Here is a 14,167-nt window from a genome sequence, read left to right as displayed (position 1 = left end):
CCGCTTTTCCGGCGCGGTGCGCCTCCAAACCGGCCGCTAAGCCCAGGCGTTAGCTGTCATGAGGCAGCGGCCAGCATCTACCGGCACCCCAAAGAGATCTACGGAAAAGCTCATGTCTTTGCCACCTGAAATGAAACGAATCCGTGAGGCGGCGCTGAAGGCTCTTGGCGAAGTTGAGCCAGCTGGATCGCCGGTGACTGGCGATGAGCCGCACGCGTTAATGCTGTCCTCTCGGACGGATGGCGGGCGAAGTCTTCCCCCGTACTACCTCGTCTATTTCCTGCTCGTTGACCTTCTTGCCTTCCCGCACATGGGGAAGTGGGAAAAGAGCGCCTGGACGGTGCCCATTCGATATCGAGGGCGGCTCTATGGGATAGAGCATCGCAAGATGGGCCTTGGCGTATTTGCACCATGTTTGGATCCGAAAGCGACAAGAAGTGGTCGCCCGACCGACGATCAGGAGGCGGATGCCAAGGAGATAACCGCGCTGATTCAGAAAGCGATAACGATCGCGAAGCCTTACTTCGAATGGCGCGCCGAGCAAGCCGCTTCGGGAAATCAGCTTAATGTCTCCAACAAGAATGGGTCGCTTTTCGAGCGATATGAATTCTTTCGTGACCGGTGTCGAGCCCTAAGCAGGGAGGAGGAGGCCAAGAAGGACGAACATCATTTTGAAAAGCAGGCTCTGGGAGATGGCACGGAGGTCACCAGTGCCTTCTATCCTTCCTTCTCACCACATATAGAGGCTGAATGGAACGCGCAGGCCGCCATTGAAGCATTCTTCAGCTGGACGGAGCACGCCTTTATTCATTTGGCCATTCTTCAAGGGTGCCTGCGCACGGGCGACGATGTAGCCCAACTCGCCGAATCCGATTGGAAGAAAAAGTTCAAGGCGGCCTTGGATTTAACGGACAAGGCAACAAAAACGCACTACGACACGCTACTGGACATCAGAGCACAGCTCCGCAACTTCCTGGCGCACGGAGCCTTCGGGAAGCGCGGTGAAGCATTCCATTTTCATTCCGGCGCTGGGGCTGTGCCAGTCTTGCTCACTGACGATCAACGGCATCGATACGCCCTCACGGGGAAACCCGCATTCGATGAATCCTGGGCACTGGGAGAGATTGAAGCATTCTTGGAGCATTTGTGGTCGGGCCCTCTCGAGCCAGCCAAGCATCACCTATTCAGTAGCCTTCCAAGTATTCTTACTTATGTCGCGGATGGCACATACGAGCGCGCGATGGAGTCGGACGAATCGATGAAGGAGTTTGTTGAATATCTGACGCATGAATTCGACAATGCGGCAAACATGGATTGGTGAGTGTTCTGAGGCAGAGCCACAAGACAGCTAACAATCGGCTGCACGACGACCGATTTTCCGCCGCTTCGCGGCTCCAAACCGGCGCGTGAGCCGGGCGTTATGTGTCTTAAGCCATGGCCGAAATATGCGGAGGAAAAATGTCTGACTCCATAATCTGGAGAATGCTCAAGGAACAGGGCCACGAGTTCGCAAGTTTGGTCGCAAGAGAAGATGTTTGGGAGCTTTCCGGGACGGTTATTTTTGTACATGAAGGTCACCCCACCAGAATTGATTATTTGGTCATCTGCGATTCGTCATGGTCAACTAGATCGGTAAACGTCTCCGGAATGATGGGAAGCGAGAGATTCACGATTGATTTGGAGGTGGATTCTGACCAGTCATGGAAACGCAATGGTGTTGCCCAAGCAGAAGTTTTCGGATGTGTCGATGTGGATCTTGGTTTTAGTCCTTCTACGAACATCCTCCCCATCCGGCGTCTTGCGCTTGATGTGGATGAGAAGGCAGAGATCAAAGTGGCATGGTTGCAATTCCCCTCTTTTGAATTGAAGAGTCTGACCCAGGTATACCATCGAGAGGGGGGTAATATTTACCGATATGAATCAGGGGGAGGAGCCTTTAAAAGTGTACTGGCCGTTGATGATATTGGCTTCGTAATAGACTATCCTGGATTATGGCGAGCGGAGTCCGCCACATAATCAATCGCTCAAGTTCGTTCCGCGATTCGCGCTACAGCGGGCGTTGTAGTTCTTCGACTTCAGTGGACACCCGTCCCCGGCAACAGTGTAGTGCTTGATCCCCTCCCACTTGTCATGATTCTGTAACACGCCTTTCAAGGTACTGAAATCCTCGCTCCCTAAAGTGCCGCATGCATTAGGGAATTCATCGGGAATTCCGCACGTCATCGGTCACCCGGAGTCAGTACCATGAACAAGTACCTCATTAGCCTGCTCGCCATTTTCGTACTGCTGGTATCCGCCTGTTCCAGTCAGGATGCCGGCGAAAGCAGTCACCCCACCACTCTTCGTTTCGCCGACACCGGCATCGAGGGGATGGAAGAACTCAACCGTACTTTCGGTGCCTTTGCCGAGGCGATGGAAGAGAAGCTCGATATCGAAATTGAGTTCTTCCCGGTTTCCAATCGCACCGCAGCCGTCAACGCCCTGCAGCATGGTCAGGTGGACATCGTTCTCGCCGGCCCGTCTGAGTACGTGGCCATGGCCTCGCGTCTGGACGTGAAAAAGCTCGTGGGTATTGAACGCGCCGAGTATGGCACTGCCTTCGTGGTGCCCATGGATAGCCCGGCCCGCACCCTGCAGGACCTGAAGGGCAAGCGTATTGCCATGAAGGATCCGGGTTCCACCACCGGGCATATCACCCCCAGCTGGATGCTGCACGAAGCCGGTTTTGATCTGGACCGTGACGCCGAGATCCTGCTGCTGGATGGCGCTCGCCTCGAGGCGCTGATCAACGGGGATGTGCATGCCCTGGGTTCCGGTGTTCGCGATTTCCGTCGCATCGAGCAGCGGGCCCCCGGCCAGTTCCGAATTCTGGCCGAGAGCGACACCATGCCCCGGGATGTGTTCGTGGCCAGGGCCAGCCTGGCTGACGATTACCTGGCGGCCATTCGGGAGGTCATCATGACCAATTCCGATGAGCTGATGCAGGCCATCCTGGCCCCGGGTGAGCGTGAAAAGTATCGCAACTCGCGCTTCGTGGATGACCTGACGGAAGAAGAGTACGACGTTGTCCGTCAGGCCTATGCCCTGCTCGGATTCGACATCTGATCGGCTTGTGGACCGGGCGGTGGCTTCTTGCCGCCGCCCGGTTCGCCGTTTTGCCTTTGATATCTGAGTTTTTCGACGAGGTCCGTCATGCGCGACATCCGTGTTCACGACATCAGCAAGGTCTTTCCCAATGGAACCCGATCACTCGACAAGGTCGGCTTTGAGCTTGGCGCCGGCGAGAGTGCAGTGCTTCTTGGCCACAACGGTTCCGGCAAGTCCACCTTGCTGCGCTGCCTCAACGCCCTGGAGCGGCCCACGGCCGGCCGGGTCGAGGTGGGTGGCATCAACCTGACCAGTGCAAGGGGGGCGTCTCTCCGACTGTTGCGCCGTGACATCGGTGTGGTGTTCCAGCGCATCAATCTGGTGCCCAATCTGTCCGCCTTCCAGAACGTACTTTTTGGTGCCATGGGGCGACAGCGGGGCCTGCTGGGCAGCCTGTCCATCACCGCCTCGGCCGAGGACCGCGCCTTTGCCATGCATTGCCTGGAGCGGGTGAGCATGGCCCATCTGGCCTCCCAGCGAGCCGATACCCTGTCCGGGGGACAGCAACAGCGGGTCGCCATCGCCCGCACCCTGATGCAGCGGCCATCCGTGATTCTGGCCGACGAACCCATCGCGGCCCTGGATCCCAAGGCCGGTCAGCGGGTGATGGAGCTGTTGTGGTCGGTGGCCCGGGACGAGGGCATGACCGTGATCTGCACCTTGCACAACCTGTCGGTGGCCCGGACCTATGGTGAGCGATTCATTGCCCTGGTCTCCGGCCGGAAAGTGATCGATGCGCCCGCCGCGAAGGTGTCGGATGTCGACCTGAAAGCGCTTTATGCCGACGCCGACACCGCCGAGGATGATGGCGACGCGCCCGGCCTTTCCGTGCCACTCGCTGTCAACGCTTGAGAAACCAGCAATGAACCAACCGTCACAATACCGCGACATGCCCGCGCGCGTGGCCGCACCTTCGATCTTCACGTGGATCATCCTGGTGATCTTTCTGGCCCTGTTCATACAGGGTTTGAGCGGTGCCGGGTTTACCCCGGATCGCCTGCTGCGGGGTGCCGGCAATCTTGGCAACTTCTTCGCCCAGGCCATGCCACCGGATTTCAGCCGCATCGGCCCCATTGCCAAGGCCATGTACGAGACCTTCCAGATGGCCCTGGTGGGTGTCACCTTCGGTGTCATCCTCAGCCTGCCCATGGCCTTGCTGTGTGCCCGCAATACCAGCCCGGCGGCACCCGTCCGGGTTGTCTGTCGCGGCATCGTGGCCACGCTCCGGACCATCCCGGATCTGGTCTGGGCCCTGATATTCGTGGTCGCCGTGGGGCTTGGGCCTCTGGCCGGCATCCTCGCCATCATCATGGATACCATCGGCTTCTGTGCCCGTTTCTTTTCCGAGCGGGTCGAGGAGATCCGGCCCGGTCCGTCGGAGGCCCTGGCGTCCACCGGTGCCGGGCGCATGCAGGTCATCACCGGTGCGGTGCTGCCCGAGGCCTTTCCGTCCTTTGTCGCCACCAGCCTGTTTGCGGTGGAGAAGGCCGTCCGCTCCGCCGTGGTGCTGGGCCTGGTGGGTGCCGGCGGCATCGGCGTTGAACTCAACACCGCCATGACCATGTTCCGTTACGATCAGGCCCTGACCATCATCATGATCATTCTCGTGGTGGTGATTGGTGTGGAGCAGCTCTCCTCCGCGATTCGTCGCAGGGTGCTGTAAGCAACTCTTCACGTAATGGCAGCGTAACCGTAAAGGGAGGCGGGGATGATGGCAGCATGGAAACGCAGGCCCACATCCCTGTCCTCCCGGAACCCGTCGGTTCGCCAGCGGCCCGGATTGCGCTGATCACCGAGACCTGGCCGCCCGAGGTCAATGGTGTCGCTCATACCCTCTCGAACCTGGCTCGGGAACTGATTGCGGGGGGTGACCGGGTTCTGGTGATTCGCCCTCGACAGCCCGGTGACGGGTCGGCCGAAAACCTGGATCGCCGGGGCTGGCAGGAATGCCTGATCCCGGGTCTCCCCATTCCCCGCTATCCCGGTCTTCGCTTCGGTCTGCCCGCTATCCGCCAGCTGAAGCAGAACCTCGCCCAATTCGATGCCCAGGCCGTTTATGTGGCAACCCAGGGGCCGCTTGGATGGGCCGCGGTCACTGCCGCCCTGCAGCTCGGTCTGCCGGTGGTTAGCGGTTTTCACACCAACTTCCAGCAGTATCTTGGTCACTACGGTTTTGGTCTGCTCAAGCAGGCCGCCTGGGCCTATCTGCGCCGCTTTCATCGGCGCAGCAACCTGACACTTGTACCCACCGAGGCCCAGGGGAAGGCACTTACCCAGGATGGCTTCGGCCCTACGGCCATGCTGGGCCGGGGCGTGGACTGTCGGCTCTTCTCTCCCGCGCGCCGTGATCGCCGGCTCCGGCAGGCCTGGGGGGTGGGTGACAAGGAGCAGGTCATGCTTCACGTGGGGCGACTGGCGCCGGAGAAGAATCCGGAGCTGGCCATTCGTGCCTTTGAAGCCATGGCTCCCGTGTTCCCCGGTCTGAAGCTGGTCTTCGTCGGTGACGGGCCCCTGCGTGACAGCCTGCAGGCGATGTGCCCGCAGGCCCACTTCGCCGGCATGCGTACCGGTACGGATCTGGCCCGGCACTACGCCTCGGCGGATCTCCTGCTGGTGCCCAGCCTCAGCGAAACCTTCGGCAACGTCGTGCTGGAAGGCATGGCCAGCGGTCTGGCCGTCTGTGCCTTCAACTATGCCGCTGCCGAGCAGTACATCCGTCACCACAAGCATGGCTTCCTGGCCCATTACGGCGACGAGTACAGCTTCCTGGATCGGGTCGAACAGGCGCTGATCCATCGTTCCATATACGGCGGCTCCGGCATAGCCGCCCGCGCCAACGTCCTGCGCCTGGAGTGGCCGACGATCGCCGCCCGATTCCGTCAACAGCTGTTGCGCCCGGGTACGACGGTCATGAGGGGCAGCATGCGGGAGGGTAATGCTCATGGCTGAAATGCGTCTGATCTTTCAGCAGATTGACCTGCTGGAGCTGGGGCTGTGCCGCCGAATGAATCGAATCAGCCGACATCGGGCCGTGGAACGTTTTTTCATCGCTGTAAGCCGGCTGGGTGACGGGCTGTTCTGGTATGGACTGATGATCTTGCTGCCGTTCCTGTACGGAGTGGCCGGGTTCAAGGTCGGCCTGCAGATGGTCATCGTTGGTTTGGTGGGCCTGTCGATTTATCGTAAGCTGAAGGCCAGGCTGGTTCGCGAACGTCCCTTCGTTTCCTGGCGATTCATTCACTGCGGCACACCGGCCCTGGATCGTTATAGCTTCCCGTCCGGACACACTCTCCACGCGGTGGCATTCACCACCATACTGTTCGCCAGTTTCCCGGCAATTGCCTGGACGGTAACACCGTTCACGCTCCTGGTTGCCCTGTCTCGAGTGGTCCTGGGCCTGCATTACCCCTCAGACGTGCTGGCGGGCGCATTGCTTGGTTTCTCGCTGGCCTGGGTTTCGGTGGCGATTCTCGCCGTGCTGTGAGTCCGGCCCATAGCTTCCCCTGCCGCGAGTGCCATCCCGGAGTGCCTCGAAGTAACCTGCCCGTACGGCTGACTTGTCCACAGGACAGGGACAAGCGTACCCTCCCATAATCGTTTTCCCGTCAGTATCACTATTTGGCCATGGCCTGGTTGCCGTTCTCCCTTGTCATCTTCGATCACCCCACCTTTTCGGGTATCACGTCTTTCTGGTGGTCCATCTGGGTGTACTACTCTCTGGCTATGATTGTCGTGCCGTTGGCACTGTTACTGTTCAACGGTATGGTGCGGTTGTGGTGGCGATTCTCAAACCGCCGTCGTCAAATCGGGCGCTGATGTCCAGGGCGCCCTGCCTATCCCCAAGGAGCACGTTTTGAGCAACCCCGTCATAGCCGATAACAAGCCAAAAAAGGTCGAGCTCAAGAAGGGCGAGACCTACACCTTCTGTGTCTGTGGGCGCTCCAGGGATCAGCCCTTCTGTGACGGCTCCCATGCCGGCACCGGCATGAAGCCCAAGAGCTTCAAGGCGGAAGAGACGGGCGATGCCTACCTCTGCCAGTGCAAGCACACGGGCAACTCGCCTTACTGCGACGGCACTCACAAGCAGTTCGACAAGGAACAGGTGGGCAAGGAAGGCCCGGGGCGTGATGACGATGGCAGTGGGGCTCCGTCGCCGAAGGCCACGGCGGAAGAGCCCACGGTGGAGCTGATTCATGAGATGGCCCGGGAGGGGCTGTCGGGCATTGGGCATCATGGATCGATGACCGCCATGGGGGTGCCCCGCAGCGAGCTGCCCCATTGGGATCAGATTCAGATCCTGACCGGCCAGCTGGACCGTCGTCCCCTGAAGGAGGCGGCGGCAGTGGATACCCGCCTGGTGATTGGCCCGGAAGCGAAGAAGCCCCTGGAGCTCGATATCCCCCTGTTCGTGTCCGATATGAGCTTTGGTGCCTTGTCCGAAGAGGCCAAGGTGGCCATGGCGCGGGGCGCGGAACTGGCCGGGACGGGTATCTGCTCCGGCGAGGGCGGCATGCTGCCGGAAGAGCAGGCCGAGAACAGCCGCTATTTCTATGAGCTGGCCAGCGCCAAGTTTGGTTATTCGGAGCAATTGCTGGAGAAGGTGCAGGCCTTTCACTTCAAGGGTGGGCAGGGTGCCAAGACCGGCACCGGCGGGCATCTGCCCGGCAATAAGAACACGGGCAAGATCTCCCAGGTTCGGGGTATTCCGAAGGGCCAGCCGGCGGTGTCACCGCCCACCTTCGAGGATCTGGCCTCGGTGGAGGATTTCCGCCGCTTCGCGGCCCGGGTGCGGGACATCACCGGCGGCATCCCGGTGGGCTTCAAGCTCAGCGCCCAGCACATCGAGAAGGATATCCAGTTCGCCCTGGATGCCGGCGCCGATTACATCATCCTGGATGGCCGGGGCGGGGGCACGGGGGCGGCACCGTCCATGTTCCGGGACCACATCAGCGTGCCCACCATTCCCGCCCTGGCACGGGCACGGCGTTATCTGGATGCCCAGAAGGCCAGTGGCCGGGTGACCCTGATCGTGACGGGTGGGCTGCGAATGCCCATGGATTTCGTCAAGGCCATGGCCCTCGGTGCAGATGGAGTGGCCCTGGCCAACAGCGCGATGCAGGCCATTGGCTGTGTGGGTGCGCGCATCTGCAACACCAATAACTGCCCGGCCGGTATCGCCACTCAGCGTGAAGACCTACGCCGTCGCCTGGATGTAGAAGCCTCCGCCCAGCGCCTGAACAACTTCCTCGGTGCCTCCGTGGCCCTCATGCAGGTGATGGCCCGCGCCTGCGGCCATGATGCCCTGGGCAAGTTCGATCGCGATGATCTCACCACCTGGCATCACGACATGGCGCGGCTTTCCGGCATACCCTATGCAGGGGTAAGCTCGCTCGACTGAGCGGATTCTGGAGCGGCAGGCTATACTGCCCGGAACCGGGGTGGGGCCCCGGCCGGAATGGGGGAAATAACGTGTCGCAACGAATGCTCTTGGGGTGCGCCTGGGGCGTCATGACGTTGTTGGCGTTGGGGGTGGCCGGGTATACATCCATGGCTGCCTGGAGCCCGGATACCATCGACTTCATTGCCCGGCGCGATGGCTTTCTTCGCCAGTCCCTGATTGTTCATGCCCTGGCCGGGACTGTCGCTCTGGCCCTTGGGCCCTTCCAGTTTCTCAGTCGCCTGCGTAATCGGTATCCACGGCTCCACCGCATCAGCGGTCGGGTCTATCTGCTGTGCATATTGATCAGCGGTCTGACTGGCCTGTGGCTGGCTTTCTTCACGCCGGGCGGCGTGGCGGCCACCAGTGGTTTCTTTCTGCTCGCCGTTCTCTGGCTGCTCACCGGTGCTCTGGCCCTGCGTGCCGTGCTGCAGGGCAATTATCCAGTGCATCAGGCCTGGATGATGCGCTCATACGCGCTGACCTTTGGGGCGGTGACTCTGCGCATCTATCTCGGGCTTGGGGTGCCCCTGGCCGGCCTGCCATTCGATCAGGTCTATGCCATGGCCGCCTGGGCCAGCTGGGTGGTGAATCTCTTGTTCGTGGAATGGGTTCTGCTGCGCGAAGGGGCCTGAAATGCCAAGGGGTGTTATGCCGGATTGGCTGAAGCAGGCATCAAGGCTGGGCTGGGCATCGCTCGGGGCTTATCGGCTGGTTCAGAGCTGATCGGTGAGCACGGCCCATCATTACGTTGCACCTGGGGCGCCAATCCAGCACGATGAGCCGACGATCGACTTTACGGGCGAGCCATGGAGGTAGCAATGCAGATATGGGATAACCGTGAGCGTTACGGGATGGTCAGTCGCGTGTTGCACTGGGGCATGGCGGCGGTCATTCTCTGGCAACTATTCACCGTGCTGGCGAGGGTGCTGCTGGACGATGAATCTGCCATGTATGGATTCTTCTGGGGTACGCACCGGGAGACCGGCTTTCTCATCTTCACCCTGGTGATCCTGCGTGGCATCTGGGCACTGGTGAATATTCGACAACGGCCTCCTTCGGTGAGCCTGCCGGCAAAGGTCGGCCACATCGTGCTGTACCTGTTGATGCTGGGCATTCCGGCAGCGGCACTGCTGCGCCAGTATGGTTCCGGTCGTGCCTTCGAGCCTTTTGGCATTCCCCTGTTCCCCGGTTTTGAAGGGGATCGCATCGAATGGATGATGGTGCCGGCCAATACGTTTCACAGCTGGTTTGGCTATCTGTTGTTCATGCTCATCGTCGGTCACGTAGCCATGGCCATCTGGCGCCACCGGGACCCGGAAAAGACCAACGTGCTGCCGCGCATGTGGAACTGACATGTCGCGTGGGCTTTTGATACTGGCTGCCCTGCTCGCCGGACTGGCAGGCCTGGGCAGTTTTCTCTTCCTCGCCGGTGATCGCGAGTCGCCTGCTGGTGATGGCGCGTCGGTGCCCTCTGGCCATGAGGTGGGATTCGAGCTTTACCAGGCCAACTGCATGGCTTGTCATGGTGGCGAGGGACAGGGTCGCCGGGGGCATTTTCCGCCCCTGGCTGACCATGTGCCGGAGATGCTGGGCCGGGATGGCGGGCGGGCCTACCTGATTGACGTGATCCTGTTTGGTGTCACCGGCGAGACCCAGGTGCAGGGCATCACCTACGATGGTTACATGCCCGGCATGCCTCAGCTCGCCGATCAGGACATCGCCAGGATTCTGAACTACCTCGCTCATGCCTGGGGCAACGACAATGAGCTGTCCGCCGGTTTCGAGCCCTATGCGGCGAAGGAGATCGCCGAGCGGCGCGCCGATGAGAAGACGCCTGGCAAGGTCGGCGAGAGCCAGCCCCGCTAACCGCTAACCGCTAGCCGATGCCCCTAACCGGCCTTTACCTGCTCGGCCTCCGCCAGCGGCTGCATGGTCTTGAGATCCTGAACCGCCTGGATGCTGAGAGCGTGGGGCAGAGTCGGTGCCAGCAGGTGGGTGAAGTCACTGTGGGGGCGACCGCGATCAAGCCAGGCCGCCATGCCTTCCCGGTCGAGCATCAGTGGCACGGATTTCTCGTGGATGTGGCGCGTGGCCGGGTGGCCGGGCAGGGTGACAATGGAAACGGCGTAGTGATGGCCGTCAGCATTGGCACCACCGGATGGGTCTTCGAGAGGGTAGGCCTTGGCCATGCCCCCGAGAGCCAGGGGCTGGCCCTCGGGGTGACGGAAAAGATGCGGCACCTTCTCATGCCATTCCACGAAGGCCGTCGCCGGAATCACCACCCGAAAGGAGCGAGGCGGGCGCTGATGGATGCTCGGGCCACTGCCCGTGACCTTGTCGATGCGGCTGTTGAAACTGACCAGACGCTGATTGGGCCGCCAGCCATCTTCATCCTCATCCATGGCCAGCCACCAGGTGCCGCTCTTCAGTACCCAGCGCCCATCCCGGGCACGCGCCAGGAAGGGCACCGTATCCGTCGGCCGGAATACTCGCCGCTCGCCCTCGGCGGCCGCCTCGAAGTACCACCAGGGATCCGTTTCTGCTCGCCCGGCCGTGAACTCCGCCAGATCCTCCCGGCTCTGAATGCCGAAGTATTCCCGCAAGCGGGGCGACTGCTGAAGATAGAACCCACCGCACATGCCAGAAACCCTCCGCTGGCAGTCAACTAACCATCGCCGTCGTTATTCTCCCGGCCCCTGCTAAGCTTTTCCAGTACCTGTCTGTCGAAATCTCGCGCCCGGATTCGATCATTCAATGAAAATTAGCGATTACAGGGAAACTCAATAATGAAATACCTATGCCTGGTGTACAGCGATGAGGACGCTCTCCACTCCATGCCGGACAGTCCGAATGACACGGAATGCTGGGCCTACGCTGAGAAGATAGCTGAAAGTGGCCGAATGCTTGCGGCCGAAGCCCTGGAGCCGGTGAGTACGGCCACCACGGTGCGTGTGCGAGGCGGTGATGTCTCGATCACCGACGGCCCCTTTGCCGAGACCAAGGAGCAGCTGGCCGGCTTCTACCTGGTCGAAGCCCGTGATCTGAACGAGGCCATCGGCATCGCCGCGAAGATTCCGCCTGCTCGCGTGGGCAGCGTCGAAGTGCGGCCAGTGCGCCAGCTGGATATCTGAAATGAGTGCCTCTGCCATGGGCACCCGTCTTCCAGGTCTGCCGTGAACGTGCGGCCAGACAAGAACCTGCGCGCCGCGGTGGAGGAAATCTACCGCGACGAGTCTCGCCGTGTGCTTGCAACGCTGATTCGCTTGTTGGGGGATTTTGAGTGGGCCGAGGAGGCCATGCAGGATGCCTTCGCCGCTGCCCTGGATCAGTGGCCGCGGGATGGTCTGCCGGACAATCCCCGCGCCTGGCTGGTGTCCACGGGCCGGTTCAAGGCCATTGACCGTCTGCGCCGTCGTACCCGCCATGAGGCACTGATTCGTCAGGAACTGCCTGTTCAGCAGGCGGCCCCGGATCCGCTCGAGGCACTGGGCGAAGCGGCCGTGGAGGACGACCGACTGCGATTGATCTTCACCTGCTGTCACCCGGCACTGGCCCTGGAGGCCCGACTGGCGCTGACCCTGCGCGAGGTCTGCGGTCTCAGTACCGAGGCGGTCGCCAGCGCCTTTCTGGCCCGCCCCGCCACGATCGCCCAGCGCATCGTGCGCGCCAAACGCAAAATCCGGGACGCGGCCATTCCCTACGAGGTACCGAATCGCCAGCAGTTGCCGGAACGCCTGGATGCGGTGCTGCAGGTGGTCTATCTGCTGTTCAACGAGGGCTATTCCGCCTCAGCCGGCGACGAACTCACCAAAGCCGAGCTCTCGGTGGAAGCCATTCGGCTGGGCCGGCTATTGCACACATTGATGCCGGAGGCGGAAGTGAAAGGGCTGTTGGCCCTGATGTTGCTGCAGGAATCCCGTCGCGGGGCCCGCAGTGATGACAAGGGCGACATCATCCGCCTGGAGGATCAGGATCGTCGCCTCTGGAACCGCGCTCTGATTGGTGAAGGCCAGGCACTCGTCACCAATGCCCTGCGCAGCCGTCGCTTCGGTCCCTACTGTATTCAGGCGGCCATCGCTGGCGTACACGCCGATGCCGACTCGCCGGAAGCGACGGACTGGGGCGAGATCGTGGGGCTGTATGACATTCTCCTGCGTATGCAGCCTTCACCCGTGATCCGTCTCAACCGGGCGGTGGCCCTGGCCATGCGGGATGGCCCCGAAGCGGGCCTGGCGGAAATCGACGCCATCCTCTCGCGCGGTGATTTGCGTGCCTACCATCTGGCCCACGCGGCCCGCGCCGACCTGTGCGAACGCCTGGGGCGCCTGGATGATGCCCGCCAGGCCTTCCAGGCGGCCCTGGGGCTCACCCAGCAGGGGCCGGAGCGGCGTTTTCTGAGCGAGCGCCTGCAACGTCTTGTACAAGCCGACGCCCGATTGGAGAAATGACGCACTTTCCCTGTCGATTTGCAGCCAGGTACGACGACTACTCTCCGAAGGCAACGGCGTTAGCAATCAATTAATGGGCGAGAACGGAGAAGTGATCATGAACAAGACCGAGCAATTCCTGCGTGAATTCAATGAAGCCTGGCTGCGCGAAGACGTGCAGACCGTCCTGGATGGCGTCACCGATGACATTCGCTTTCGCATGGCCAGTGAGAAGGGTGTGCAGGGCAAGGAAGACTTTGGCCGAATGCTGAGGGAAATGAGTGGCAGTGGCCAGGGATTCAAGCTCACGATTGAGCAGGTGATCCTCAGTGGTGAGCGGGCCGCCGTCAACGGCCTGATCGAATGCCGTTCGCCGGAAGCGCAGAAGCTCACCACCTACGCTTTCTGCGACGTTTACGAACTGGCTCCTGGTTCATCACCCCGGGTCAAGGCTCTGACTGCCTATGTGATGGAAGTGAAATCCGATTGAGGACCGGGATGGCTTGATGGCCGCAAGGAGTTTTGCCATGCGATATATGATCATTGTCAAAGGTGATGAACGAGTGGAAAGTGGCGCCATGCCCCGGGAATCCGAAATTCAGGCCATGGCGGATTATCACGAAGCGCTGGAACAGGCCGGTGTGCTGGTCGGTGCTTCGGGCCTGCAGCCCACCGCCAGGGGATTTCGGGTACGCTACCAGAATGATAAGCGGGTAGTGATGGACGGGCCTTTCGCCGAGACCAAGGAGCTTATTGCCGGCTATACCATCATCAATGTGAGCTCCCATGAAGAGGCCGTAGAGTGGGCGCGCCGTTTCCCGAATCCCAAGGGGGAAGGAATTCCCTGCGAGATTGAAGTGCGACTGATGTTTGAACTGGAAGATTTTGAGCAGACCGAAGCCATCGACCGCATGCGGCGCATCAATGTCGGAAACTCGTGACCGGAGGAGAATGTGATGAAAGTCATGACCACTTCTCTGCGGTTCGATGGTCAGGCCTGGGATAGAGCAGGGTTTCATGCATCCATCTTTCCTGATCGACGACAAGCCGGTGCTGTCATGCAGGTTATTCCGGCGATGAGAAAACTGGATTTGCAGGCGCTGAAACCCGCCCATGATCAATGAGGGCGAGTAGCGTATAGTTTCCGCTTCGG

17 protein-coding genes are annotated in these 14,167 nt (G+C 60.9%); 16 read left to right on the top strand and 1 reads right to left on the bottom strand.

Translation table 11 applies throughout. The annotated features are described in order from the left end of the window. The first annotated feature begins 112 nt into the window (after positions 1-112). From RBH19_RS02790 to RBH19_RS02740, 11 genes are all read left to right on the top strand, one after another. Positions 113-1,321 carry a hypothetical protein gene (locus RBH19_RS02790; protein ID WP_306727275.1) on the top strand — a complete coding sequence of 403 codons (1,209 nt, stop codon included), beginning with the start codon at positions 113-115 and terminating at the stop codon, positions 1,319-1,321. A gap of 161 nt (positions 1,322-1,482) precedes the next feature. Next, a complete protein-coding gene (locus RBH19_RS02785; protein WP_306727274.1) occupies positions 1,483-2,016 on the top strand; it encodes a putative glycolipid-binding domain-containing protein in 534 nt (177 codons plus the stop codon). 228 nt (positions 2,017-2,244) lie between these two features. Continuing rightward, entirely contained in the window at positions 2,245-3,105 is an 861-nt protein-coding gene (locus tag RBH19_RS02780) for a phosphate/phosphite/phosphonate ABC transporter substrate-binding protein (protein ID WP_306727273.1), read from the top strand. Between the two features lie 87 nt (positions 3,106-3,192). Beyond that, positions 3,193-3,999: a phosphonate ABC transporter ATP-binding protein gene (locus tag RBH19_RS02775; RefSeq protein WP_306727272.1), complete on the top strand. Its 807-nt coding sequence runs from the start codon at positions 3,193-3,195 to the stop codon at positions 3,997-3,999. A 10-nt stretch (positions 4,000-4,009) separates the two neighbouring features. Then, positions 4,010-4,810: a phosphonate ABC transporter, permease protein PhnE gene (gene phnE / locus RBH19_RS02770; protein WP_306727271.1), complete on the top strand. Its 801-nt coding sequence runs from the start codon at positions 4,010-4,012 to the stop codon at positions 4,808-4,810. A 56-nt stretch (positions 4,811-4,866) separates the two neighbouring features. Beyond that, the gene (locus RBH19_RS02765) at positions 4,867-6,096 is read left to right on the top strand and encodes a glycosyltransferase family 4 protein (RefSeq protein ID WP_306727270.1); all 1,230 of its coding nucleotides are present in this window, start codon (positions 4,867-4,869) and stop codon (positions 6,094-6,096) included. Beyond that, complete coding sequence (locus tag RBH19_RS02760; RefSeq protein WP_306727269.1) at positions 6,089-6,631, top strand: phosphatase PAP2 family protein; 543 nt, start codon at positions 6,089-6,091, stop codon at positions 6,629-6,631. Before RBH19_RS02765 ends, RBH19_RS02760 begins: the two co-directional genes overlap by 8 nt. Before the next feature lie 369 nt (positions 6,632-7,000). Continuing rightward, positions 7,001-8,545: a glutamate synthase-related protein gene (locus tag RBH19_RS02755; protein ID WP_306727268.1), complete on the top strand. Its 1,545-nt coding sequence runs from the start codon at positions 7,001-7,003 to the stop codon at positions 8,543-8,545. A 149-nt stretch (positions 8,546-8,694) separates the two neighbouring features. After that, the gene (locus RBH19_RS02750) at positions 8,695-9,219 is read left to right on the top strand and encodes a DUF2306 domain-containing protein (protein WP_306727267.1); all 525 of its coding nucleotides are present in this window, start codon (positions 8,695-8,697) and stop codon (positions 9,217-9,219) included. A gap of 186 nt (positions 9,220-9,405) precedes the next feature. Continuing rightward, positions 9,406-9,939: a cytochrome b gene (locus RBH19_RS02745; protein ID WP_306727266.1), complete on the top strand. Its 534-nt coding sequence runs from the start codon at positions 9,406-9,408 to the stop codon at positions 9,937-9,939. Between the two features lies 1 nt (position 9,940). Next, positions 9,941-10,453: a c-type cytochrome gene (locus RBH19_RS02740; protein ID WP_306727265.1), complete on the top strand. Its 513-nt coding sequence runs from the start codon at positions 9,941-9,943 to the stop codon at positions 10,451-10,453. A gap of 23 nt (positions 10,454-10,476) precedes the next feature. Here the strand turns inward: RBH19_RS02740 and RBH19_RS02735 are convergent, their stop codons facing one another. Further along, positions 10,477-11,226 carry an SOS response-associated peptidase family protein gene (locus tag RBH19_RS02735; protein WP_306727264.1) on the bottom strand — a complete coding sequence of 250 codons (750 nt, stop codon included), beginning with the start codon at positions 11,224-11,226 and terminating at the stop codon, positions 10,477-10,479. A gap of 147 nt (positions 11,227-11,373) precedes the next feature. Here RBH19_RS02735 and RBH19_RS02730 point away from each other — a divergent pair, with 147 nt between their 5' ends. From RBH19_RS02730 to RBH19_RS02710, 5 genes are all read left to right on the top strand, one after another. Beyond that, entirely contained in the window at positions 11,374-11,718 is a 345-nt protein-coding gene (locus RBH19_RS02730; RefSeq protein WP_306727263.1) for a YciI family protein, read from the top strand. A gap of 42 nt (positions 11,719-11,760) precedes the next feature. Continuing rightward, on the top strand, positions 11,761-13,035 hold the full coding sequence (locus RBH19_RS02725) for an RNA polymerase sigma factor (RefSeq protein WP_306727262.1): 1,275 nt from the start codon (positions 11,761-11,763) through the stop codon (positions 13,033-13,035). A 97-nt stretch (positions 13,036-13,132) separates the two neighbouring features. Then, the gene (locus tag RBH19_RS02720) at positions 13,133-13,504 is read left to right on the top strand and encodes a nuclear transport factor 2 family protein (RefSeq protein ID WP_306727261.1); all 372 of its coding nucleotides are present in this window, start codon (positions 13,133-13,135) and stop codon (positions 13,502-13,504) included. Positions 13,505-13,541: 37 nt separating this feature from the next. Then, positions 13,542-13,955, top strand: a complete 414-nt coding sequence (locus RBH19_RS02715) for a YciI family protein (protein WP_306727260.1) — start codon at positions 13,542-13,544, stop codon at positions 13,953-13,955. Between the two features lie 15 nt (positions 13,956-13,970). Further along, positions 13,971-14,138: a VOC family protein gene (locus RBH19_RS02710; RefSeq protein WP_306727259.1), complete on the top strand. Its 168-nt coding sequence runs from the start codon at positions 13,971-13,973 to the stop codon at positions 14,136-14,138. Positions 14,139-14,167 lie beyond the last annotated feature (29 nt).

The organism is Natronospira bacteriovora (genome assembly GCF_030848495.1).
GTDB classification, from domain to species: Bacteria; Pseudomonadota; Gammaproteobacteria; order Natronospirales; family Natronospiraceae; genus Natronospira; species Natronospira bacteriovora.
The sequence above is the reverse complement of the archived record's forward strand: the minus strand, read 5'-3'. Positions and strand labels throughout refer to the sequence as shown.